This is a genomic window from Nonomuraea sp. B10E15 (assembly GCF_039871615.1).
Lineage (GTDB): Bacteria > Actinomycetota > Actinomycetes > Streptosporangiales > Streptosporangiaceae > Nonomuraea.
The window spans coordinates 314,342-337,795 of sequence record NZ_JBDPMB010000003.1; the positions used below are offsets into that span (position 1 = coordinate 314,342).

The 23,454-nt window shown below is 70.8% G+C and carries 22 protein-coding genes; 5 read left to right on the forward strand and 17 right to left on the reverse strand.

What is annotated here, in order from left to right:
- The 6 genes from ABGB14_RS14340 to ABGB14_RS14365 are packed head-to-tail and all read right to left on the reverse strand — an operon-like array spanning position 1 to position 5,054.
- On the reverse strand, positions 1-1,488 hold the full coding sequence (locus tag ABGB14_RS14340; protein ID WP_347644104.1) for a cation acetate symporter: 1,488 nt from the start codon (positions 1,486-1,488) through the stop codon (positions 1-3).
- Between the two features lie 31 nt (positions 1,489-1,519).
- Positions 1,520-1,948: a hypothetical protein gene (locus ABGB14_RS14345; RefSeq protein ID WP_347644105.1), complete on the reverse strand. Its 429-nt coding sequence runs from the start codon at positions 1,946-1,948 to the stop codon at positions 1,520-1,522.
- Positions 1,945-2,694 carry a LytTR family DNA-binding domain-containing protein gene (locus ABGB14_RS14350; protein ID WP_132514953.1) on the reverse strand — a complete coding sequence of 250 codons (750 nt, stop codon included), beginning with the start codon at positions 2,692-2,694 and terminating at the stop codon, positions 1,945-1,947. Before ABGB14_RS14350 ends, ABGB14_RS14345 begins: the two co-directional genes overlap by 4 nt.
- A 33-nt stretch (positions 2,695-2,727) precedes the next feature.
- Positions 2,728-3,909 (reverse strand): histidine kinase, encoded by a 1,182-nt coding sequence (locus ABGB14_RS14355; RefSeq protein ID WP_347644106.1) that lies wholly within the window; start codon positions 3,907-3,909, stop codon positions 2,728-2,730.
- 15 nt (positions 3,910-3,924) lie between these two features.
- Positions 3,925-4,338, reverse strand: coding sequence for an HIT domain-containing protein (locus ABGB14_RS14360; protein ID WP_347644107.1), 414 nt, complete (start codon positions 4,336-4,338; stop codon positions 3,925-3,927).
- Complete coding sequence (locus ABGB14_RS14365) at positions 4,335-5,054, reverse strand: DUF1838 family protein (RefSeq protein ID WP_347644108.1); 720 nt, start codon at positions 5,052-5,054, stop codon at positions 4,335-4,337. Before ABGB14_RS14365 ends, ABGB14_RS14360 begins: the two co-directional genes overlap by 4 nt.
- Positions 5,055-5,108: 54 nt before the next feature.
- Here ABGB14_RS14365 and ABGB14_RS14370 point away from each other — a divergent pair, with 54 nt between their 5' ends.
- On the forward strand, positions 5,109-6,656 hold the full coding sequence (locus tag ABGB14_RS14370) for an MFS transporter (RefSeq protein ID WP_347644109.1): 1,548 nt from the start codon (positions 5,109-5,111) through the stop codon (positions 6,654-6,656).
- A 5-nt stretch (positions 6,657-6,661) separates the two neighbouring features.
- Positions 6,662-7,258: a TetR/AcrR family transcriptional regulator gene (locus tag ABGB14_RS14375; RefSeq protein ID WP_347644110.1), complete on the forward strand. Its 597-nt coding sequence runs from the start codon at positions 6,662-6,664 to the stop codon at positions 7,256-7,258.
- An 18-nt stretch (positions 7,259-7,276) separates the two neighbouring features.
- Here ABGB14_RS14375 and ABGB14_RS14380 read toward each other — a convergent pair whose 3' ends face one another.
- The 3 genes from ABGB14_RS14380 to ABGB14_RS14390 all read right to left on the reverse strand — a co-directional run bounded on the left by ABGB14_RS14380 (position 7,277) and on the right by ABGB14_RS14390 (position 8,725).
- Positions 7,277-8,104 (reverse strand): DUF3618 domain-containing protein, encoded by an 828-nt coding sequence (locus ABGB14_RS14380; protein WP_347644111.1) that lies wholly within the window; start codon positions 8,102-8,104, stop codon positions 7,277-7,279.
- Positions 8,101-8,481 (reverse strand): phage holin family protein, encoded by a 381-nt coding sequence (locus tag ABGB14_RS14385; protein ID WP_347644112.1) that lies wholly within the window; start codon positions 8,479-8,481, stop codon positions 8,101-8,103. The genes ABGB14_RS14380 and ABGB14_RS14385 overlap by 4 nt, the downstream gene beginning before the upstream one ends.
- Before the next feature lie 76 nt (positions 8,482-8,557).
- Complete coding sequence (locus tag ABGB14_RS14390) at positions 8,558-8,725, reverse strand: hypothetical protein (protein WP_347644113.1); 168 nt, start codon at positions 8,723-8,725, stop codon at positions 8,558-8,560.
- Between the two features lie 182 nt (positions 8,726-8,907).
- Between ABGB14_RS14390 and ABGB14_RS14395 the strand changes: the two genes are divergently transcribed.
- Together ABGB14_RS14395 and ABGB14_RS14400 are read left to right on the forward strand one after the other, a co-directional pair.
- The gene (locus ABGB14_RS14395; protein WP_347644114.1) at positions 8,908-11,958 is read left to right on the forward strand and encodes an SNF2-related protein; all 3,051 of its coding nucleotides are present in this window, start codon (positions 8,908-8,910) and stop codon (positions 11,956-11,958) included.
- A 2-nt stretch (positions 11,959-11,960) separates the two neighbouring features.
- Positions 11,961-12,761 carry an SWIM zinc finger family protein gene (locus tag ABGB14_RS14400; RefSeq protein WP_347644115.1) on the forward strand — a complete coding sequence of 267 codons (801 nt, stop codon included), beginning with the start codon at positions 11,961-11,963 and terminating at the stop codon, positions 12,759-12,761.
- A gap of 54 nt (positions 12,762-12,815) precedes the next feature.
- Here ABGB14_RS14400 and ABGB14_RS14405 read toward each other — a convergent pair whose 3' ends face one another.
- From ABGB14_RS14405 to ctaD, 8 genes are all read right to left on the reverse strand, one after another.
- A complete protein-coding gene (locus ABGB14_RS14405) occupies positions 12,816-13,754 on the reverse strand; it encodes a diacylglycerol kinase family protein (RefSeq protein ID WP_347644116.1) in 939 nt (312 codons plus the stop codon).
- A 152-nt stretch (positions 13,755-13,906) separates the two neighbouring features.
- Positions 13,907-16,561 carry an immune inhibitor A domain-containing protein gene (locus ABGB14_RS14410; RefSeq protein ID WP_347644117.1) on the reverse strand — a complete coding sequence of 885 codons (2,655 nt, stop codon included), beginning with the start codon at positions 16,559-16,561 and terminating at the stop codon, positions 13,907-13,909.
- Positions 16,562-16,772: 211 nt separating this feature from the next.
- Positions 16,773-17,114: a fumarate reductase subunit FrdD gene (frdD, locus tag ABGB14_RS14415; RefSeq protein WP_347644118.1), complete on the reverse strand. Its 342-nt coding sequence runs from the start codon at positions 17,112-17,114 to the stop codon at positions 16,773-16,775.
- Positions 17,111-17,539: a hypothetical protein gene (locus tag ABGB14_RS14420; protein ID WP_347644119.1), complete on the reverse strand. Its 429-nt coding sequence runs from the start codon at positions 17,537-17,539 to the stop codon at positions 17,111-17,113. The genes frdD and ABGB14_RS14420 overlap by 4 nt, the downstream gene beginning before the upstream one ends.
- Positions 17,536-18,276, reverse strand: coding sequence for a succinate dehydrogenase iron-sulfur subunit (sdhB, locus tag ABGB14_RS14425; RefSeq protein ID WP_347644120.1), 741 nt, complete (start codon positions 18,274-18,276; stop codon positions 17,536-17,538). Before sdhB ends, ABGB14_RS14420 begins: the two co-directional genes overlap by 4 nt.
- 25 nt (positions 18,277-18,301) lie before the next feature.
- Positions 18,302-20,035 carry a fumarate reductase (quinol) flavoprotein subunit gene (frdA, locus tag ABGB14_RS14430; RefSeq protein ID WP_347644121.1) on the reverse strand — a complete coding sequence of 578 codons (1,734 nt, stop codon included), beginning with the start codon at positions 20,033-20,035 and terminating at the stop codon, positions 18,302-18,304.
- Positions 20,036-20,040: 5 nt separating this feature from the next.
- A complete protein-coding gene (locus ABGB14_RS14435; RefSeq protein WP_347644122.1) occupies positions 20,041-20,274 on the reverse strand; it encodes a hypothetical protein in 234 nt (77 codons plus the stop codon).
- Between the two features lie 66 nt (positions 20,275-20,340).
- Positions 20,341-22,044 carry a cytochrome c oxidase subunit I gene (gene ctaD / locus ABGB14_RS14440; RefSeq protein ID WP_347644123.1) on the reverse strand — a complete coding sequence of 568 codons (1,704 nt, stop codon included), beginning with the start codon at positions 22,042-22,044 and terminating at the stop codon, positions 20,341-20,343.
- 203 nt (positions 22,045-22,247) lie between these two features.
- Between ctaD and ABGB14_RS14445 the strand changes: the two genes are divergently transcribed.
- A complete protein-coding gene (locus ABGB14_RS14445) occupies positions 22,248-23,453 on the forward strand; it encodes an aminotransferase class I/II-fold pyridoxal phosphate-dependent enzyme (RefSeq protein ID WP_347644124.1) in 1,206 nt (401 codons plus the stop codon).
- Position 23,454 lies beyond the last annotated feature (1 nt).

Genomic DNA, 23,454 nt, shown 5'->3' on the forward strand with positions numbered 1-23,454 from the left:
TCACGACGAGCGGGGCCGCCAGTCGCCGCGGTCGAGGTCGAGGTCCTCGGGCGTGTGCAGCCGGACCATCGTCCTGGCCACGCCGAGCGGCACCCGGTCGGGGGTCAGGAACGACACCGACACCATCACCGCGAACGCGATCGGCACCGTCCACGCCGCCGGCTGGGCCAGCAGCGCCCCCGCCGGCCCTTCGAACGGCCCGGCCGTGATCGTGACGAGCACCGCCGCGCAGGCCAGCCCGCCGCCCACGAACAGCCCGGCAAGCGCCCCCGTGGTGCTCAGCCGCCGCCACCAGATGCCCAGCACGAGCAGCGGGCAGAACGACGAGGCCGCCACCGCGAACGCCAGCCCCACCACGTCCGCCACGGGCAGCGCCCGCGCCCACAACGCCAGGGCCAGCGGCACCGCCACCGCCATCAGCGTGGCGATCCTGAACGAGCGCACCCCGCCCTTGAGCAGGTCCTGCGCGATCACGCCCGCCACGGACACGGTCAGCCCCGACGAGGTGGACAGGAACGCCGCGAACGCCCCCGCCGTGACGAGCGCCGTCAGCAGGTCGCCCAGCGAGCCGCCGATCATGCGGGAGGGCAGGGTGAGCACGACCGCGTCCGTACGCACCAGGTCGGGCGCGTAGATGCGGCCCAGCCACCCGTACACGGCGGGCAGCAGGTAGAACGCGCCGAGCAGCGTCAGCACCACCAGCGTCGTGCGGCGCGCGGCCCGCCCGTCGGGATTGGTGTAGAACCGCACGAGCACGTGCGGCAGCCCCATGGTGCCGAGGAAGGTGGCCAGGATCAGCGAGTACGTCGTGTACACCCCGTACTCCTTGCCGCCGCCCAGCGGCACCTGCCAGGTGGCCGCGTCCAGCGCGGTGACCCCGGGGGCGCCGTCGGCCTTCCACGCCATCAGCAGGAACACCAGCGGCACGGCCAGCGCGGTCAGCTTGAGCCAGTACTGGAACGCCTGCACGAACGTGATCGACCGCATGCCTCCCGACAGCACGTTCACCGCGACGACGCCCGCGACCAGCAGCCCGCCGGCCCACACGGGCGCGCCGGTGATGGTCCGCAACACCAGGCCCGCGCTCTGGAACTGCGGCATCAGGTAGAGCCCGCCGATCAGCACGACGAGCACGCTCGCGGTGCGGCGCACGGTCATCGACTCGAGCCTGGCCTCGGCGAAGTCCGGCAGCGTGTACGCTCCCGAGCGCCGCAGCGGCGCCGACACCAGCACCAGCAGCACCAGGTAACCCCCGGTCCAGCCGACGGGCAGCCAGAGCATGTCCACGCCGAAGGACAGGATGAGCCCGGCGATCCCGAGGAAGGAGGCCGCCGACAGGTATTCGCCGCCGATGGCGGAGGCGTTCCAGAGCGGGCTGACCGTACGGGAGGCGACGTAGAAGTCGGAGGTGGTGCGCGAGACCCTGATCCCGAACGCTCCGATGAGGATGGCCGCGACCACGACCACCAGCACCGCCGTCAGGCTCATGGGCCCGGCTCCGCCCCGGGGGCGCCCCGGCTCATCGGCGTTCGACCAGTTCGGCGAAGTGGCGTTCGTTGCGCTCCGCCTGCCGCACGTACAACCAGGCGCCGATGACGAAGGCCGGGTAGATCAGGCCCGCCAGCACCGCCCACGCGAGCGGCACGCCCAGCAGGCGCACCTCGCTCAGGTCGGGGATCAGCAGGAACAGCAGCGGCAGCCCGCCGATCACGCAGGCCAGCACCGTGCACACGAACAGCGCCAGCCTGAACTGGGTGCGCAGCAGCGAGCGCATGTAGACCTCGCCGAGCCGGGTCTGCTCGTCGATCTCCAGGGTTGCCGGGTAGCGGGGCCGGCGGGCGGCGGCGGTGCGCGGGCTCGTCACGGTGACCCGCCGCGAGATGTTCTCCCGCGACAGGGAGGTCCTGCGGACCGGGCGGGATTCCTGACGGCGGGGCTCCTGGCTCACTCGGGCCTGCCCTTCCTGGCGCGGCGCACCAGCAGGTCGCGCAGCTCGCGCGTGTGGCGGCGGCTGACCGGGATCTCGGTGTCGCCGACCCGGACCGTGCACTTGCCCGAGTCGATGTGCAGTTCCTCGATGTGCTTGACGGCCACCAGGTGGCTGCGGTGCACCCGCATGAACCCGGCCGAGGCCCACCGTTCCTCCAGGGTGGCCAGCGGGATGCGCACGAGGTGGCTGCCCCCGGCCGTGTGCAGCCGCGCGTAGTCGCCCTGCGCCTCCACGTAGATGACGTCGGCGCTGGACACGAACCGCGTGACCCCGCCCAGCTCGACCGGGATCGTATCCGACTCGCCGCCCTCCACGGGCACGTCGGCCGACACCGCCACGCGCCTGATCGCCTCGGCCAGCCGTTCCGGCCGGACGGGCTTGAGCAGGTAGTCCTCCGCCTTGATCTCGAACGCGTCCACCGCGTGCTCCTCGTACGCCGTCACGAACACCACCCGCGGCGGGTTCGCGAACTGCGACAGCAGCCGCCCGAGCACCACGCCGTCGAGCCCGCGCATCCGGATGTCGAGGAACACCGCGTCGATCGGCCTGCCGTCGGCGATGGCCCGGTCCAGCAGGCGCAGCGCCGCCGCGCCGTCCCGCGCGGTGGCCACCTCGCCGATGCGGGGATCGGCGCGGAGGAGGTAGGACAGGTCTTCGAGGGCCGGCAGCTCATCATCGACCGCGAGGACCCGTAGTTGTGCCATAGACAGTGATAAAACCGACAAGGAAGAGCGAGGTCAACGGGCAGAGACGCCTGGGTGATATTTCGGCAACCTGATGTTGACCTTGGTGCCCGCGCCGCTGCCGGTCTCGACGGCCAGGCCGTACTCGTCGCCGTACACGTGGCGCAGCCGCTCGTCCACGTTCGCCAGCCCGACGCCGCCCTTGGGAGCGATGTCACCTGCGAGGATGCGGCGCAGCCTGTCGGGGTCCATGCCGAGCCCGTCGTCCTCGACGCTGATGCGGCACTCGGCGCCGGCGTCCTCGGCGATGATCGTGATGCGGCCGACGCCGTTGCGGCTCTCCAGGCCGTGCCTGACGGCGTTCTCGACCAGCGGCTGCAGGCACAGGAACGGCACCGCGACCGGCAGCACCTCGGGGGCGATGCGGAGCGTGACCTGGAGCTGGTCACCGAACCTGGCCCGCTCCAGGATCAGGTAGCGGTCGATCGAGCGCAGCTCCTCCGCGAGCGTGGTGAACTCGCCGTGCCGGCGGAAGGAGTAGCGGGTGAAGTCGGCGAACTCCAGCAGCAGTTCCCTGGCCCGTTCGGGGTCGGTGCGGACGAAGGAGGCGATCGTGGTCAGGGAGTTGTAGATGAAGTGCGGGGAGATCTGCGCCCGCAGCGCCCGCACCTCGGCCTCCATGAGCAGCGTGCGCGAGCGGTCCAGCTCGGCCAGCTCCAGCTGCGAGTCGACCCAGCCGGCCACCTCCTGCGCGGCCCTGACCAGCCCGGCCGAGGCGCTCTGCCCGTAGGCGGCCAGCGTGCCGACCACGCGGTCGTCGGTCGTGAGCGGCACGACCACGGCCTGCCTGATCGGGCATTCGAGCAGGTCGCACTCGATGGTCAGCACCTGGGTGCGGCCGTCCTGGAGGGTCGCCGCCGCGTGCTCGAAGGCCGCGTCGGCGTGGTGGTCGTCGCCCGCGCCGTCGTAGACGAGCAGCCGCTCGCCGTCGGTGATCGCGACGGCGGCGGAGCCGAGCAGGGCACGCAGGTGCCGCGAGGCGCGCTCGGCGCCGTCGGCGGTCAGACCGGCCCGCAGCGGCGGCCCGGCCAGGGAGGCGGTGTGCAGGGTCTCGAACGTGGCCCGCTCCGCAGGGCTGGTGCCCAGCTCTCTGCGGCCCCGCATGACCCGCCACAACACGATCGCGGGCACGCTGACGATCACGGCCACGACGGCGACCCCGACGAGGTATTCCACGCGGCCTGAGCTTACTCAGGCGCGCCGCAGGGCGGCGGCGATCGCGTCGGCGTAGGAGGCGGCCTCCTCCGCGGAGGCGTATTTCGTCCGCGGCCAGAAGAAGCCCCGCAGGCCGTCCTTCCGGTTGCGCGGCACCACGTGCACGTGCAGGTGGGCCACGCTCTGGCTGATGCGGTTGTTCATGGCGACGAACGTCCCGCCGGCCTGGAGCCCTTCCTCCACCGCCCCCGCCACGGCGCGCACCCGTTCGAAGAACGGGCCCACGTCGGCGAGGTCGGTGAGCGTCTCGACGTGGACCCTCGGCACGACCAGCACGTGACCCTTGAAGACGGGGCGCGCGTCGAGGAAGGAGACGGTCACGTCGTCGGAGTGCACGACGTGGGCCGGCCGCTCACCCGCGACGATCTCGCAGAACAGGTCGGCGCTCACCGGCCGGCCCGGTCCGCGAACGCCGTCCAGCTCGTCATGTTGGGGCCCGACCACTCCGCGGGCGCGTGCAGGAACCGCTCGCCCGCCCGCTCGCTCACCTGCTCGCTCAGCCGCCGCGGCGCCTCGGCCACCTTGGCGCCCCTGCAGTGGTAGACCAGCCCGCCTCCGCGCCGCCCCATCGCCATCCAGGGCAGCCACGGCGAGACCCGGCACCACGAGAACACGCACGGCACGCCGGGCGCGCCGGAGTCGAGGTCTTCCACGGCGGCGAAGAACTGGAACAACTCCATCGCGCGGTACGTGTCGCTCGCGGAGTTGTCCGGATAGTCGGCGACCTTGAGCGGCGAGGGGTAGGCCAGCCGGATGTCGACGTTGTAGACCACCTGGTCGCCGAGGCGCGTCTCCGGCACCGGGTAGCCGCCGAGCCGCTGGTTGACCGGGTCGTTGAAGACGTGCTGCACCTCGACCGACCGCCCGGTCAGCGGGTTGTCCCAGGTGTCGAGCACCTGGCGGGTCTTCGGGTCGAGGTAGAGGGCGGCCTCCCTGGTCAGCAGCTGCCAGCCGCCGTCGGCCCGCACCGCCCTGGCCACGTTGAGCCCCTCGAACCCGAACAGGTGGTGGGGGCCGTCGTCGTCCTGCCACCCGTAGACGTCGCCGGTCCAGTAGGAGATCGTCTCCGCCCCGTCGGCGGACGCGCGCACCCGGATGAAGTCCATGATCTGGAGCCTAGCCCGTCCTTTTTCGCGACATGGTGTTGCTATGTTGGGGACATGGTGTCGCTAACTGAGCGGACCCGGCAGAGCTGGCTCCCCCTCTTCGTGCTCGGCGTCGGCATGTCGATGATCATCATCGACGCGACGATCGTGAACGTGGCCGTTCCCGCGATCATGGCCGACCTCGGGCTCGCGGCCACCGACGTCGAGTGGGTGAACTCGATCTACTCGCTGTCGTTCGCCGCCCTGCTCATCCCGCTCAGCCGCATGGGCGACGCCCGCGGCAGGCGCAGGACGTTCGCCATCGGGCTGATCGTGTTCCTGGCCGCCAGCATGCTGGCCGCCGCGGCGGGCAGCGGCGCGCTCCTCATCGGAGCGCGGGTGCTCCAGGGCGTGGGCGCCTCCATGGTGGTGCCGATGACCCTCGCGATCATCAACGCGCTCTACACCGGCCCGCGCAGAACCGTCGCGTTCGCCGTGTGGGGCTCCATCATCGGCGGCATGGCCGCGCTCGGGCCGCTGCTCGGCGGCTGGGTCGTGACCGACTTCGGGTGGCGCTGGGCGTTCTGGGTGAACCTGCCGATCGGCCTGCTGGTCCTGCTCGGCACGGTCAAAGTGCCCGAGTCGAAGGACCCGGGCCCGGGCGGCGCCGACGTGCCAGGCGTGCTGCTGTCGGTGCTCGGCACGTCGGCGCTCGTGTTCGGGCTGATCGAGGGCCAGCGGTACGGCTGGTTCACACCCGCCGGCGATCCGGGCCCCGCCTGGCCGTTCGACGGCCTGTCGCCGATCCCGTTCGCGTTCGGGCTGGCCGCGCTCTCCCTCGCCGCGTTCGTCCTGGTCGAGCGGGCCAGGGCCCGGGCCGGCCGCCCGGTCGTCCTGGACCTGTCGCTGTTCGCCGTCCCCTCCTTCAGGTACGGCGGCGCGGCCGCGATGATCATCACGCTCGGCGAGTTCGGCCTCATCCTCGTGCTGCCGCTGTTCCTGCAGGCGGCCATCGGGTTCACCGCGTTCACAGCCGGCCTGATCATCGCCTCGCTGGCGGCCGGGACGTTCCTGGCCGGCGGCATCGTGCCGAAACTGCCGCTGACGCCCCGGCTCATCGTCCGGCTGGGGCTCACCCTCGAAGCGGCCGCCGCGATCGCGATCGGCCTGGCCGTCTCCCCCTCCCTCGGCCCGTGGACCCTGGTGCCCTGGCTTGTCACGTACGGCGTCGGCGTGGGGTTCGCCTCCGCGCAGCTGCCGAACGTGATGCTGGCCGACGTGCCCGCCCACCAGTCGGGCGCGGCCTCGGGGCTGCAGAGCACCATCCGCCAGCTCGGCGCCGCCATCGGCATCGCGGTGCTCGGCTCGGTGCTGGTCACCGGGCTCGGCGCGGCCATGGCCGACCGCCTCCCCCACGAGCCCGCGCTCGGGCAGGCCGTACGGGAGAGCGGCGGCGCGGCCATCGCGGGGATCAGGAACCCCGCGCAGCACGCCGCCGCCGTCGCGGCCGCCGCCGACGCCACCCGCCGAGTCACCGTCGTCACCGGGATCGTGCTGTTCGCGGGCGTCGGCGCCACCCTGCTGCTGCCCGATACTGGAGGCAGGCGTCGCAAGGAGGAGTGAGTCCGGTGCCGAGGATTAGCGCGGCGACGGTGGCCGACCATCGGGCGGGCCAGCGCGCGGCCCTGCTGGCGGCCGCCATGGAGATCCTGGTGGCCGAGGGCCCCGCGCGGCTCACCCCGGCGGCCGTCGGCGCGCGCGTTGGGCTGGCCCGCTCCAGCGTCTACCGCTATTTCTCCTCGACCTCCGACATCCTCGCCCAGCTCGTCGAGGACGCCATCCCGCGCTGGACCGCCGGGCTGGAGGACGCGGTCTCCCGGGCGAGCGGCCTGGAGGAGCAGGTGCGGGCGTTCGGGGAGGTGACGATGTCGTTCGTGACGAGCCCCGACTACGCGCTGCTGCGCGCGCTGGCCTCCGTCGACCTGCCGCCCGCGTGCCAGGAACGCCTCGACCGGCTCCACGAGACGATGATCGCGCCACTGCGGGGCGTCCTGGCCGAGGCCGGCCACGAGCAGCCCGACCTGGTCGCCCACCTCGGGTGGAGCATCCTCGGCGAAGCCCAGCGCCGGATCGCCGCGGGCGCCGACCCCCACGCCGACGCCGGCACGATCACCGCGACCACGCTCACCGTCCTGTGCCGGGCCCTGCTCCCTCCCGCACCCTGAACGTCACGCCTTCCTGCCTCACCGGGGCAGGGCCACGCGGTTCCGCGCACGCCGCCCCTTCAGCGACCGGAGCCGGGCCGCTCCGTTCCGCGCGCGCCGCCTCATCATCGCCCAGGGCCGGGCCGCCTGTCTCCGCGCGCGCCGCTTCATCATCATCCGGCGCCACAGGAAACCGATCACGGCGCCGATGGCGGCGACGAGCAGCGCGGGCCGCTTCCTCGCCTGCGTGGCGACGTCCCTGGCCTCAGGAGCGCTCTCGCGCACCTTGCCCGCCACGTCCGAAGCCTTGCCCCTGACCGTCGCGGCCGCACCGGCCGCCCGCCCCTTGGCCGTCTCCGCCGCGTGACCCACCTTGCCCTTGGCCGTCTCAGCCGCGTGACCGGCCCTGCCCCTGGCCGTTTCGGCCGCATGGCCCGCCTTGCCCTTGGCCGCCTGCGCGGCATGGCTCGCCCTGGACCTCACGTCGGCCTTGCCCGCCAGCGCGCTGACGGTTTCGCCCAGATCTCTCCGGGTCTTCTGGATGTCCTTACGCACGTCGTCCCCTTCCTCGTCCCCTGCCCCGTCCCCTTCCTCGCCGTCCGCCCCGCTCTCCCCCTTCAGCGACTCCTCCTCCGTCCGCCGGCTCTCCGTGGCCTCGGACCGCTCGTCGGCGATGGGGGCTTCGGGGATGAAGGTCTCGTGTTCCTCACGGGCGGCCTCGGCGTGCCTCGCGTTCTCCGCCGCGCCCGCCCTCGTCGGGGGGACGTTGATGGACTCGCGCTCCGTCGGCGTGCCCACGGTCGCTCTGCGCGCGCCGACGTCTCCTGCGTGTTGCTCCCCGGTGTATCCGGGATCGGTCTCGCTCATCGCCGAGCCTTCTCCTTGACCATGTCGATGTCGGCCCTGACACTCGCGAAGGTTTCCCCCGGGACCGGCGGGCCGGCTCGTTTCACCTGTTTCCTGCCGGTCAGGCCGAGTACGGCGGCGACGACGAACAGGACCACCGCGACGATCGCGGCGGCCACCCAGCCGGGCAGGACAAGGGCGAGCAGCATGATGACGGCGGCCACGAGGGCGCCGGCGCCGAACAGCGCGGTCACGCCCGCCGCGCCGAACAGCCCCGCGCCGAACCCCGCGTGCCTGCCCTTCTCCCGGAGCTCGATCCTGGCCAGGCGCAGTTCGTCCTTGACCAGCCGGGAGACCTGCTCGGAGAGGTCGTTGACCAGCTTGTGGGTGTCGTTCACGACGATCGCCTCCTCCGCTGCGGAAGGCGACTACCCAGACAACCGGCCTTCTATCACGCGCCGATGGCGCGCGGGACTAGCGCCTGGCGGCCTTGAGGACGAAGCGCAGGACGGACACCACGGGGTCGTTCTTGTCGGCCTCGCACCAGTTGCCCGGCTGCTTCGGCTTGCTCCACGGGGACGGGAGCTCGCACGAGGGAGCCTGCGGCTTGGGACGCTCGCACCACGATCCGGGAGGGTTCATACCTCCATGCTACGCGCGCATGTCCGCGTCCACGCGGCCGAACCGACGCGTCATGCCGCACGGGCGGGGCCGCGTACGCGATCCACGGGCGCGGCTCCGTGGCGGGTGCCGCGATGCGGGCGGGCGGCCCACGGGGCGCGATGCGGGCGGGCTGCCCACGGCGGCGGCGGTAACCTGCCAGGGTGCGGGTACACGGAGTTTGGGCCGGCGACGGGCTCGCCTTCTGGGCCGAGACCACGACCCAGGACGAGCGCACGAGCCAGGGTGCGGAGCGGGGTGCGGGGCGGGGCGGGGGATGGGGTGCGGGGCGGGAGACGGCGCCGCGTGCGCATCCGCACGCCGCTTCCTGGGCCGTGGTCGCCGCCGCCCTCGGGCTCGACGACCCGCCGTCGCGGACGCTGGCGCTGCTCCTGCCCGGCTCGGCCAGAGAGCCCCTGCCCTCGCCGGAGACCGGGCGGCTGGCGGAGGTGACCCGGCCACGGCTGCGGCTCTGGCAGGTTCCCGCCGTGGTGCCACCCGCCGCCGTGGCCCTGCCGATGCTGGACGGGCACGCGGGCACCGCGACCCTGCGCCACTGGAGCGCCGTCGCCGCCTTCGCCCGCGACCTGGTACGCCGGGGCCGGGTCATCCCCAGGCTCATCCCCGCTCATGGCATGGCTCGGGCGGCGTGGTGGCCGGTGGTGACAGGGGTGGATGCCGGATATTTCCGGGAGCTGGCGCTGGCGATGCCGCCCGCCTGCCGCACCTCCCGTACCGAACGGCCCTCCGCGGACGTCCTGCGCGAGGCGCTCGAAACGTTCACCGACGCGCTGGTCAGACAGACGCTGGCCGAACCTCTCACCACAGGGCCTGTCACCACAGGGCCTGTCACCACAGGGCCTGTCACCACAGGGCCCCTCACCACAGGGCCGCGCGAGCGCTGGCTGGCCGCGCTGACCGGCGGCGATCCGGCCTGTCCCGACGTGCCCGACCTGCGGCAAGAGCTTGAGAAGTGGCACGACGCGGTGACGACCGCCGAGGGCGCGGCGCGGGTGTGCTTCCGCCTCCTGGAGCCCGCCGGCACCCACGCCGGCACTGATGACAGGACCTCCGGAACTGACGGCGAGGCCGATGACAGGGCCGGCGGGTGGCGGGTCGAGCTGGCGTTGCAGGCCGCCGACGACCCCAGCCTGTACGTTCCCGCCGCCCAGGTGTGGCGCGAGGGCGGGCCCGCCGGGTTCCCGGGGAAACCGCAACGGGAGCTGCTGGCCGGGCTGGGGCGGGCGGTCAGGCTCTATCCCGAACTGGACCGAGCCCTGCGCGTCCCCCAGCCGAGGGAGCTGGCCCTGGACACCGCGGGCGCGTTCGCGTTCCTCAGGCAGGCGGCGCCGCTGTTGCAGGCGGCCGGGTTCGGTGTGCAGCTGCCGCGCTGGGCGGGCCGTACGAAGCTGGGGCTGAAGCTCACCACGAGGACGAAGGCGCAGAAGGCGGCCTCGGCCCAGGGGTTCGGGATGCGGGAGCTGGTCGACTTCCGCATCGACCTGGCGGTGGGCGACGAGTCGATCAGCGAGGCGGAGCTGGCCGAGCTGGCCCGGCTCAAGGTGCCGCTGGTGCGGGTGCGCGGCCAGTGGGTGGAGCTGGACGAGCGGCAGCTCAAGGCGGCGCTCAAGGCCGTCGAGGGCGCCCGTACGGGCGAGGCGAGCGCCGCCGACCTGCTGCGTCACGTCGTGCGGGCCGATGACGACGAGCTGCCGCTGCTGGAGGTCGACGCCGACGGCGTGCTCGGCGACCTGCTGTCCGGGCAGGCCGAGCGGCGGCTGACGCCGCTGGCCACGCCGGCGGGACTGGACGCCGCACTCAGGCCCTACCAGGAGCGGGGCCTGGCCTGGCTGAGCTTCCTGTCGGAGCTGGGCCTGGGCGGCGTGCTGGCCGACGACATGGGGCTGGGCAAGACGATCACCACGCTGGCGCTGCTCGTGCACGAGCGGGCCGCTGCCCCGACGCTGCTGGTGTGCCCGATGTCGCTGGTCGGCAACTGGCAGCGGGAGGCGGCCAGGTTCGCACCCGGGCTGCGCGTCCACGTGCACCACGGCAGCGGCCGAGACCCCGCGGAGATCGAGCACGCCGATCTGGTGATCACCACGTACGGCACCGCCCAGCGCGACCTGGAGACGCTCCGGCGCCACGAATGGCGCAGGGTCGTGTGCGACGAGGCGCAAGCGATCAAGAACAGCGGGACGTTGCAGGCCCAGGCCGTACGGTCGATCCCCACGGGCACCCGGCTGGCGCTGACGGGCACTCCGGTCGAGAACCATCTGGCCGAGCTCTGGTCGATCATGGAGTTCGCCAACCCTGGCCTGCTGGGGCCGCGCACACGGTTCAGGACGAGGTTCCAGGAGCCCATCGAGGCGCGGCAGGACGAGCAGGCGGCCAGGGCGCTCAAGCGGGCGACGGGCCCGTTCATCCTCCGCCGCCTCAAAACCGATAAGTCCATCATTTCCGATTTGCCGGAAAAGCTGGAGATCAAGGAGTGGTGCCCGCTCACCACGGAACAGGCCACGCTCTACCAGGCGGTCGTCGACGACATGCTGGCCAGGATCGACGACAGTGAGGGCATCGAGCGGCGCGGCCTGGTGTTGTCGGCCATGGCCAGGCTCAAGCAGGTCTGCAACCATCCGGCCCACCTGCTCAAGGACGGCTCCCGCCTGTCGGGCAGGTCGGGCAAGCTGGCCCGGTTGGAGCAGCTGTCCGAAGAAATCCTGGCGGAAGGCGAAAAAGCACTGCTTTTCACGCAGTACGCGGAGTTCGGCACCATGCTTCAGCCGTACCTGGCCCAGCGGCTCGGCACGACCGTCCTCTGGCTGCACGGCGGGCTGCCGAAGAAGACCCGAGACCGCCTGGTCGACCGGTTCCAGAACGACGACGAGCCGATGTTGTTCGTGCTCTCGCTCAAGGCGGCCGGCGTCGGCCTCAACCTCACCGCCGCCAACCACGTCGTCCACGTCGACCGCTGGTGGAACCCGGCCGTCGAGGACCAGGCCACCGACCGCGCGTTCCGCATCGGGCAGCGCAAGAACGTGCAGGTGCGCAAGCTCATCTGCGCGGGCACCCTCGAAGAACGCGTCGACCAGATGATCGAGCGCAAGAAGGCCCTGGCCGAGCGGGTGGTCGGGGCCGGCGAGGACTGGCTCACCGACCTGTCCACCGACGAGTTGCGCGAGGTGTTCCGGCTGACGGCGGAGGGGGTGGGCTGAGCATGGTCACGTTCGAGGACTGGTACGACGGCGCCCAGCCGATCAGGGTCGAGGGCGGCATCAAGGCCCGCACGCGGCGGGGCAGCATCGGCTCCACGTGGTGGTCGCGGCGGTTCATCGACATCCTGGAGCGCGTCTGCGACAAGGGACGGCTCTCGCGCGGCCGCGCCTACGCCCGGCAGGGCCAGGTCCTGTCGATCGACCTGGCGGCCGGGGAGGTGCGGGCCGGCGTGCAGGGCTCGCGGCGCGACCCGTACGACGTCGTGATCAGGATCGAGGCGTACGGCGAGTCGCTCTGGGACTCCGTCGAGGAGTCGATCGCGGCGCAGGCCGTGCACCGGGCCAAGCTGCTGGCCGGGGAGATGCCGGCCGAGATCGAGGAGGTGTTCGCCGCGCTCGGGATCGACCTGTTCCCGCGTGACCTCGACATGGACTGCTCGTGCCCCGACTGGGGTTTCCCGTGCAAGCACCTGTCGGCGGTGCTCTATCTGCTGGCCGAGTCGTTCGACGACGACCCGTTCCTGGTGCTGGCCTGGCGCGGGCGCACCCGCGAGCAGCTGCTCGGCTCGCTGGCGGACGACGCCGCGGACGCCATGGTGGTCGCCGGGGTGGACGCGCTGCACGTGGACGACGTGCCGTTCGCCGACCGCCTGGCCGACTTCTACGCGCCCGGCGCGACGGCCCACCGCCCCGAGCGGCGCCCGTCCGCCGCCGCCCCCGACCTCCTCCTGCGCCTCTTCCCGCCGCCCGCCGGCCTGGCGGACCCACTGGAGCCCGCCTACCGGCGCCTGGGCGACGCCTGAAGCCGGGCCGGCGGGGTCAGGTAGCGCGGCCAGGTAGCGGGGTCGGGCGCCGGCTCAGTTGTCCTCGAACGAGGACGGCACCATGACGCGCACCCCGTTGGGGACCACCCGCAGCCTGATGGGCGTGCGCAGCCGCACCTCGCCGTCGACGTCGGCGGCCATCGGCGGATCGGTCTCCAGGAGCATCTCGCGGCCCGTCACGAACGGCCCCCCTGCGAGGCTGCGCCAGCGCCCGGTGGTCGCCCTGAGCAGGGTCTCGCCCAGCAGCCGCAGCTTCTTGCCCGACCCGAGCTGGTAGGCCACCAGCATGCCGTTGTCGATGCTGATGTCCCTGGCGACCTGCCAGCCCCCGTGGAAGCGGCCGTTGGCGATGTTGAGCTGGTGGGTGAGGAGCTCGTGCCGCTGCCCCTCGACGGTGATGAAGGCGCGGAACGGCGTGTGGCCCGGCAGGATCGTCAGCGCCGTCAGCGGATAGGCGGGACGCCCCACGATGCGCTTGAGCCACGGCTTGACCTTGCCCGCCACCTCGACCGACACCCCGAAGCTGGCCAGGTTGGCGAACGGCCGGTCGTCGGCCAGGCCGAGATCGATGTCGGCCACCTTGCCCGTGTCGAACACCTTGATCGCCCCAGCCAGGTCGAGGGGGAGGCCGAGGCTGCGGGCGAAGTTGTTGGTGGTGCCAAGCGGCAGCACGCCGAGCGCCACGTCGCGGTGGGCCACGTGCCGCACCGCCGAGGAGAGCGTGCCGTCGCCGCCGCCCACGATGAGCAGGTCAGGCTCGGTGGCCAGGGCGGTGTCGAGCAGCTCGCGCAGCCGCTTGGGGTTGTAGACCGACAGCTCCGCCAGCGGCTCGAACCCGAGGTTGTGGATCTGCTCGATCACCTCGAAATAGTGCCGCCGGCCGCGGCGCGAGCGAGTGTTCACCACGACCGCCACCCGGCGATCTCTCCGGATCGCCTCGGTGTGCTCGTCCTTGGTGCGCAGTTCGGTCATGGTCATCAATCGTAAGTGCACAACCCGCTACCTTCGGCCGCCCGCTGAACACGGGCCGGCCGGAGGGCGGATCGCGGAAGCCGGCCGCTGGACGCGGCCGGCCGGTTGCGCAGGGCGTGGGGCCGGCCGCTGGGAACGGCCGGCCCCGCAGGTCACTTCTTCGGCGGGACCACCCGGACGATGGCGCCCAGGTTGCCCGGCAGCGGGGTGAGCAGCTGGAACTGCACGCCCAGCGCCTTGCCCTCGTCACCGGGGTCGCCGGTGCCGAGCACCGAGCCCGCGGCCACCTGGCCGTACAGCTCGGTGGCGGGGGTGCCGTCCTGGTGCACCACGCGCGTGGTGTACGCCTGGTCGCCCTTCGACGGCACGACCGCTGAGGCGTCGAAGTCGCGGTAGTACAGCCCGTTGTCGATCAGCTCGATGCCCGGGTACCAGGTCTTCGCGTCGGTGAAGGTCTTGACGCCCTTCTGCGCCTTGAAGTCGGTGCAGTACTCGCTGAACGGCTCGTCCGCCGCCTCCAGGCACTCCTTGAACGGGTACGTCTTGCGGAACCCGAACGCGGCGTTCGAGGTCTGGGCGCGGCCCGGGAGGTTCTTGTTGAGCGTCGGGTCCTTCTCGGCCGCGGTGCCCGTGCGGCGCAGCGGCTCGTAGTGGGAGTCCACGACCAGCAGGCTGCCCTTCGGGCCGAGGCTCGGCGGGCCCGTGATGTCGGCGGTCACGTGGTTGTTGACGTACGTCGAGTCGCGGTACCAGACCAGCAGGCCGGGCGCGTTGTACTTGATCTTCTGCACCTTCCACGCCCCGTCACGGGAGTAGTCGGTGTCGTAGGTGTACTGCAGGCCCTTGTCGAACCCGTCGAAGTTGCGCCACTCCGCCAGGTAGAAGCGGGAGACCTCGCGCTCGCCGTTGTTGCGGGTCCAGCCCTGGCCGCTGGTGTTGGTGAACGTGCCACCGGTGGCGTGCCAGCCGTTGTCCCCGCCCTCGACGTCGTCGCTCCACACGGACGTGCCGTCGTTGGTGAGCTCGAAGTCGTCGGCGTGCCAGCCGCGCGGCATGAAGGCCGCGTCGGTGTTGTACGTCAGCCGCAGCTTGATCGTCTGCCCGGCGAACGGCGTCAGGTTGACGTAGTCGTGCCGCCAGCCGTCGGTGTTGCCGGTGATGCCGTACTTCTTGTTGCCGAACGTGGCGAGGTTCTTGTTCGGGTCCGGGTAGTCGTCGGGCGTGGTGATCTCGTTGCCGGCCTCGTCGAAGACCTTCTGCTGGGTCCACGTCGCGCCGCCGTCGGTGGAGACCTCGACGAAGCCGAAGTCCCAGTCGGACTCGATCTCGTAGTTGTTCCACATCCAGAACCGCACGTCGGAGCCCTCGGGGACGGGCACGTCGCGGGTGATGCCGATGTTGGCCCACTCCTGGTCCAGGCCGGTCCACCAGGCGTTCGACCCGCTGTGCGGCTCGATCATCTTCAGCGGCGCGGAGGCGAGGTTGACCCGGATGCCGTCCTCGGTCAGCTTGGGCGTGCGGGAGGTCTGGCCGACGGTGACGAGCTTGGAGCGGTCACCGGGGTCGAACACCTTCGGGTTCGCCCAGCCGAGCACCCACTTGTCCCACAGGCCCATGTGGGTGGGCATCGACTGGAAGATCGGGCCGGAGTGGGAACCGCTGGACATCAGGTCCCAGAAGTCCACGGCCGAGCTGCCCGCTCCCGAGGTGTCGTACAGGTCGGGCAGGCCGAGGTCGTGGCCGTACTCGTGGGCGAAGACGCCGACGCCGGAGTCCTCGGGCTGCACGATGTAGTTGGAGATCTTCTTGTCGGTGCCGGGGACGGTGTAGCCGCCGGCGACCGCGCTGGAGTGGGCCCAGATGGCGTAGGTGCCCTCGGCGCCGCCGTCGGACGACTTGTCCTTGCCGGCGTGCACCAGCACCAGGTGGTCGATGACGCCGTCGGGCTCCTGGAAGTTGCCGTCGCCGTCGGCGTCGGAGACGTCCTCCACGTCGTAGTCGGCCCAGGGGAAGTCCGGCTGGGCCTGGACGAGCGCGTTCACCGAGTCGATCGGGAGCTGCTGGGCGCCGAGCTGGTTGTCGGGGTGGCCGGACATGTCCTGGGGAGCGCCGCCGCAGGCCGCGGCGCCGTACCAGGCCTCGGAGTGCGGAACCTTGACCCAGCCGACCGCCTCGCCGGTGACGGAGTAGGCGCCCTTCGACATCTCCTCGTACATCTTCTTCATGGTGAAGCCGGAGATGTCGATGCCGGGCCTGCCGTCGCGGGGGTCCTTCAGGTCGGGGCGCACCCGCTCGGTGATGCCCTTGTCCGTGTAGAGCATCTTGTTGAAGTGCTCGGTGCTGAAGTCCTTGACCCAGAAGGAGTTGTTGTCCTTGTGCGGCAGCGTCGCCGGGTCGGGGATGTTGTTGTGCAGGGGACCGTTCAGGAGCGTTCCCGGCGGCTCGACGACGCAGTCGTCGGGGGCGCTGCCGACCGAGCGCAGCCGGTTGAATCCGGAGAAGTCGTCGTTGGCCTGCTCGTTGAACTCGACGAGGAGCGTCAGGAGCTTGGCCGTACGGGTCTGCTTGGACTTCTTGAAGATCCATTCAGCGGGGTTTCGGCCGGTTCTCATGGCCTCCTTCTCGCGCGCGGCGAGAATGCGGCCGGCCGCGGGGTTACCGCTGCTGAACTTCCTGTCGAACTTCTGCGCCGGGGTGAGCGAGCGCGCCTTCGGATCTTCGAGCTTGGGCTCCTTCGGGTCTTCCGCGACCCTGGGCGGAGCGTAGTTGATGTAGAAGTCCGAGGCTGCGGGCTCGTAAACCGCCACCGACGACGCTTGTGCGGAGGGAACGGTCAGGGCGGCGCCGAGAAGGGCGACCGCGGGAAGCGTTGCTAACAGGCGCTTTGTACGTGGCACCAGGAACCCTTTCTGCCCGGGGTCGCCGGGCGCATGGCCATAGGGTGTGCAATGCCGGACGTTAGAGGGTGGCTAAACGGGTCGTAAAGGGAATTGTTGAAACGTGATCAAACTACGACAATCAGGCCATCACCCAAACGGCCACGGCCACGCCCGCCAGCGCCGCCCCGTAGCAGATCACCGCCAGCGCCCGATCGAACCTCGCGATGCCGAACAGCTCTTCACTGGTGAAACGAATGCGGTGGGCCGCGTGAAAAAGACACAGCGTCACGACCACGAGCAGCGCGGCCCGTACGACCACGCCGTCCAGCAGCGCGCGCAGATGATCGACGGCGGGCCAGTCGACGACGCCGAGCGGCATGAGCACCCCGAACAGCAGCACCAGCACCGGCAGCACGAGCGCCGCCACCACGCCCCCGCCGCTGAACAACAACCACAGATACGGTTCGGGCGTGCGCTTCATGGCGACCTCAGGATGAAATAGGCGATCAGCGCGGAGACCAGCACCCAGGCCGAATGGTTGCCGCCCTGGATCATCCAGGCGGGCACCCGCCAGCCGTCCAGCCGGACGACGGTGGCCTTGGGCGCCAGGTTGAGGAACGTGATCGCGTGGAAGGCGGTCGCGGCCAGGGCGACGACGTTGAGCGCGATCATCCAGGGCCGGGAGGCCAGCGCGGCGAAGTCCCGCAGTGACCCGCCGAGCACCGCGTCCACGAGCATCAGCGTGAAGACGATCGCCCACGCCACGAAGACGCTGGTCAGCTCCCGCAGCACGAAGAAGGTGTAGCGGCGGCTGCGGGCGAACCACAGCCGGTCGGTCCGCGGCCGGTAGGCGGCCGAGGTGGTGCGTACGGCGGCGCTCGGGGTCACCTTCTCCTTGGAGGTCATCGCCTGCTCCACGGCAGCACCGAGCGCAGGGCGGCGGTCAGCTTGTACCGCTGGATGGCCTCGGCCGGATCCACGTGCTTGGGGCAGACCTGGGTGCACTCGCCGACGAACGTGCAGCCCCACACGGCGTCCTCCAGGTTGAGCACGTCGAACCGGTCCCCCATGTCGCGCGAGTCGAGGTTGTAGCGCTGGGCGAGGGCGATGGCGGCCGGGCCGAGGAAGTCGGGTTCGAGCACGTAGACCGGGCAGGCCGAGTAGCACAGCAGGCAGTTGATGCACATGCTGTACTGCTTGTACGCCTCCAGCTGCTCGGGCGTCTGGGCGTACTCGGTGGTCAGCGGCAGGTCCTCGCCCTCCCTGACCAGCCAGGGCCGCACCGACGACAGCTTGGCCAGGAAGTCGTCGATGTCCACGACCAGGTCCCTGATGACGGGAAACCCCTTCAGCGGCTCGATCCGCACCGGGCCGTCGCCGTACTCGGTGAGGAAGGTGCCGCAGGTCAGCCGGGGCTCGCCGTTGACGGTCATGCCGCACGAGCCGCACACGCCCATCCGGCACGACCAGCGGTAGGACAGGCTGCCGTCGAGCTGGTCCTTGATGTAGTTGAGCCCGTCGAGCACGGCCCAGTCGGGCATGAGCGGCACGTCGTATCCCTGGAGCACCGGCTCGTCGTCCTCCCCCGGCCGGTACCGGGACACCTCCATCCGCAGCGTCCTGGTCTCCTTGCCATCAGTCACGCCTGATTCAGACGCGCTCATCGGCTCAGTCACGGCCATACACCCTTTCTCCCGGGGGCCATCGGGTGATCGTCACGGGGAGCAGGCCGACGGACGGCGTGCCGTCGGGGGCGCGGTGCACCAGCGAGTGCGCCAGGAACGCCTCGTCGTCCCTGGCGGGGAAGTCGGTGCGCTGGTGCGCGCCGCGCGACTCCCTCCTGTTCAGCGCGCAGGCGACGATCGTCTGCGCGACCTCCAGCATGGCGTGCAGCTCCTGCAGGTTGATCAGCTCGGTGTTGAACGTCGTGCTCGTGTCGTCGATGCGGGCCTCCTCGGCGCGCTCGCGCAGCTCGGCCAGCGTGTCGGCGGCCTTGGCCAGCGCGTCGCCCGTGCGGTAGATGCCCGCCGCTCCTTCGAGCGTGTGCTGCATCTGCTCGCGCAGGTCGGCGATCCGCTCCCCGTGCCCGCTGCCCCCGCGCGCGCGTTCCAACCGCCGCCGTTCGTCCTCCCCCTGGGCGCGTACGCAGGACGGCTCGCCGCTCCTGTGCGACCGGGCGAACCCGGCGGCGGCGACGCCCGCGCGCCGGCCGAAGACGAGGATCTCGGGCAGGGAGTTGGAGCCGAGCCGGTTGGCCCCGTTGATGCTGACGCACGCCGTCTCCCCGGCCGCGTACAGCCCGGCGACGGGGGTGGCGCCGTCGATGTCGGTGTGGACGCCGCCCATCATGTAGTGCACGACAGGGCGCACCGGGATCAGGTCGGTGGCCGGGTCGAGGTTCTGGTAGCTGCGGCACAGCTCGCGGACGAACGGGATGCGGTCGTCGATCTTGCCCGCCCCGAGGTGGCGCAGGTCCAGGTGGACGACCGGGCCGTACGGCGTGTCCACGGTGCGGCCCTTCTCCTGCTCGTGCACGAACGCCTGGGACAGCCGGTCGCGCGGGCCGAGCTCCATGCTGCGCAGCTTCGGCGTGGGCGTGGGGGTGCCGAGGTCGTAGTCCTGCAGGTAGCGGTAGCCGTCCTTGTTGATCAGCCAGCCGCCCTCCGCCCTGGCCGCCTCGGTAATGAGAATGCCGGTGAACGGCAGGCCGGTCGGGTGGTACTGGACGAACTCCATGTCCTTCAGCGGCGCTCCCGCCCGGTAGGCGAGGGTCATGCCGTCGCCGGTCTTGATGGCGGCGTTCGTGGTGAAGGGGAAGGCGCGGCCGCAGCCGCCGGTGGCCAGGATGACGGTCCTGGCGGGGATGGTCTCGATGCGGCCGGTCCTGATCTCGACGGCCACGACGCCGTGGACGCGGCCGTCGTCGACGACGAGCTTGGTGACGAACCACTCGTCGTACCTGATGATGTCCTGATATTTCAGCGTTGTCTGGAAGAGGGTGTGCAGGAGGTGGAAGCCGGTCTTGTCGGCGGCGTACCAGGTGCGCATCTTCTTCATCCCGCCGAACGGGCGCACCGCCACCCGCCCGTCCGGCTCGCGGCTCCACGGGCAGCCCCAGTGCTCCAGCTGCATCAGCTCGCGCGGCGCCTCGTCCACGAACGCCTCGACCGCGTCCTGGTCGGGCAGCCAGTCCCCGCCCGAGATCGTGTCGTAGCAGTGCTCGTCGAGGGTGTCGTCGAGGCCGATCACCCCGGCGGCGCCGCCCTCGGCGGAGACCGTGTGGCTGCGCATCGGATAGACCTTGGACGCGACCGCCACCTTGAGGGCGGGATCCACCTCGGCGACCGCGACCGCCGCCCGCAGGCCCGCTCCGCCTCCTCCGACGATGAGCACGTCGATCATGTACGTCACTTCCCGTGGTCGGGCTGGATCGGGTCCTTCACCCGCTTGCCGTCGTGGCGGATGGCGGACAGGTGGATGCTGCCGTCGTGGTACTCGTGCCGGATCATGCGGCAGCCGCAGTCGAAGAACTGGTCGCGGATCACCAGGCCGTACTCGTCGTCGTCGATGAGGCGTTCACCACCGGACTTCTTCCCGCAGGGAGCCGTCTCGGGGTCGAAGGGGATCTTCGTGCCGGTCATCGCCGATCTCCCTAGATAGGCGAAACGTCACCTCCACACAAGCACCACGTCACGGTTCGGGAAAGGTCAGTCGCTCGTACCCTCGCCGGGCCGGAGCTCGGGGTCCGCCCCGGGGTCCACCTCGGGCGGCACGTTCGTCCGTTCCCGCGGATAGTGCAGGTCGAATGCGGGCCTCTCGGAGCGGATCGGCGGCATGAACGTGAAGTTGTGCCGCGGCGGCGGGCAGCTCGTGGCCCACTCCAGCGAGTTGCCGTAGCCCCAGGGGTCGTCGAGCGTGACCTTGGGCGCGCTCCTCGCGGTCTTGAACACGTTGTAGAGGAACGGCAGCGTCGAGGCGCCGATCAGGAACGCGCCGACGGACGAGACCTCGTTGAGGAAGGTGAAGCCGTCCGCCGCGCTGTAGTCGGCGTACCTCCTGGGCATGCCGATCTGCCCCAGCCAGTGCTGCACGAGGAACGTCATGTGGAAGCCGATGAACAGGGTCCAGAAGTGCAGCTTGCCCAGCTTGTCGTCGAGCATCTTGCCGGTCATCTTCGGCCACCAGAAGTAGAACCCGGCGAACATGGCGAACACCACGGTGCCGAACACCACGTAGTGGAAGTGCGCGACGACGAAGTAGGTGTCGCTGATGTGGAAGTCGAGCGGCGGCGAGGCCAGGATGACGCCGGTCAGGCCGCCCAGGAGGAACGTCACCAGGAAGCCGACCGAGAACAACATCGGCGACTCGAAGCTCAGGTGCCCGCGCCACATCGTGCCGACCCAGTTGAAGAACTTCACGCCCGTCGGCACCGCGATGAGGAACGTCATGAACGAGAAGAACGGCAGCAGCACCTGCCCGGTCGCGAACATGTGGTGCGCCCAGACCGTCATCGACAACCCGGCGATGGCGATCGTGGCGCCGACCAGCCCCAGGTAGCCGAAGACGGGCTTGCGGCTGAAGACCGGGATGACCTCGGTGACGATGCCGAAGAACGGCAGCGCGATGATGTAGACCTCGGGGTGGCCGAAGAACCAGAACAGGTGCTGCCAGAGCAGCGGCCCGCCGTTCTCGGCCAGGAAGACCTGCGTGCCCAGCTTGCGATCCGACTCGAGCACGAGCAGCGCGGCGGCCAGCACGGGGAACGCCAGCAGCACCATCATCGAGGTCAGCAGCACGTTCCAGCAGAAGATCGGCATCCGGAACATCGTCATGCCCGGCGCCCGCATGGCGATGATCGTGGTGATGAAGTTGACCGCGCCGAGGATCGTGCCGAGCCCCGACAAAGCCAGTCCCATGATCCACAGATCGCCGCCGACCTGCGGCGAGTAGACGGACGTCGACAGCGGCGTGTACCCGAACCACCCGAAGTCGGCCGCCCCGCCGGGGGTGAAGAACCCGGCCAGCACCATCAGCCCGCCGAACAGGAACAACCAGTACGCCACCGCGTTCAGCCGGGGGAAGGCGACGTCGGGCGCGCCGATCTGCAACGGCATGATCACGTTGGTGAACCCGGCGAACAGCGGGGTGGCGAACAGCAGCAGCATGATCGTGCCGTGGATGGTGAACAGCTGGTTGTACTGGTGCTGGCTGACCAGCTGCAGTCCCGGCCCGGCGAGCTCGGCTCGGATGATCATGGCCATGACGCCCGCCACGAGGAAGAACCCGAACGACGTGATCAGGTAGAGGTAGCCGATGACCTTGTGGTCGGTCGTCGACAGCCAGGAGGCGATCACGGTCCCGGTGTGCCGGCGCCTGACCTGTTCGATCGAGGGTTCGCGAACGGTCGTCACGGCCGCTCCCTCCCGTGCGGAGTGCCAACTGCCCCGATCTACCCATTCCACGCCAATGACCGCCGCTCGGGAAGCCGTTCTTTACCCTTTGCGGCAAAGCTTGGACGTTCCGCGACGCGCGAGCGTCCATATCGCGGATCGGTGCCGGTCCACATGGCGGCGTCTTCTATCCTTCGTAACCGAACCGACATGGAGGAGATCTCGTGACCGCTCAGCGTGACTACGCCGCCCTCGTCCAGAGAGGGCTCAAGCTCGACCTCACCCGGGGCAAGCCGTCACCGCGCCAGCTCGATCTCTCCAACGACATGCTCGAACTGCCCACGTCCTACCGCGCGGCCGACGGCACCGACGGCCGCAACTACGGCAACCTGCAGGGCCTGCCCGAGCTGCGCGAGCTGTTCGCCCCGCTGGTGCAGGTGCCCGCCGGTCAGCTCGTCGTGGGCGGCAACGCCAGCCTGGCCCTGATGCACGACACGATCGTGCACGCGCTGCTGACGCCGCTGCCGGGCGCCGCGCGCCGGTGGGTGGAGGAGCCGAAGGTCACGTTCCTGTGCCCGGTGCCGGGGTACGACCGGCATTTCACGATCTGTGAGCGGTTCGGGATCACGATGGTGCCCGTCCCGATGAACGCCGGCGGGCCCGACATGGACGTCGTGGAGCGCCTGGTCGCCTCCGACGCCAGCGTCAAGGGCATGTGGTGCGTGCCGAAGTACAGCAACCCGTCCGGCGTCGTCTACAGCGACGAGACCGTGCGCAGGCTGGCCGCCATGCCCGCGGCCGCCCCCGACTTCCGGATCTTCTGGGACAACGCCTACGCGGTGCACCACCTCACCGACACCCCGGCCGAGCTGGCCGACCTGCTCGCGCTCAGCGCCGAACAGGGCAACGCCGACCGCGTGTTCGTCTACGCCTCCACCTCGAAGGTGACGCTGGCGGGCGCGGGCGTGTCGTTCTTCGGCTCCTCACCAGCCAACGTCGAGTGGTTCCTGCACAACACCGCCAAGCAGTCCATCGGCCCCGACAAGCTCAACCAGCTGCGGCACGTGGAGTTCCTCCGCGACGGCGCCGGGGTCGCCGCCCACATGCGCCGCCACGCCGAACTGATCGGGCCGAAGTTCGAGCTGGTCGACAAGGTGCTGACCGAGCAGCTCGGCGACCTGGCGACCTGGACGAGCCCCAAGGGCGGCTACTTCATCAGCCTGGAGGTGCCGCACGCCGCCGAGGTGGTGGCCAAGGCCAAGGCCGCGGGCATCGCGCTGACCCCCGCGGGCGCCACCCACCCCTACGGCGACGACCCCGGCGACCGCACCATCAGGATCGCGCCGACCTACCCAGAGCTCGACGAGCTGGAGCAGGCCATCAACGGCCTGGCCGTCTGCGTGCGCCTGGTGGCGGAGGAGCGGGGCTGAG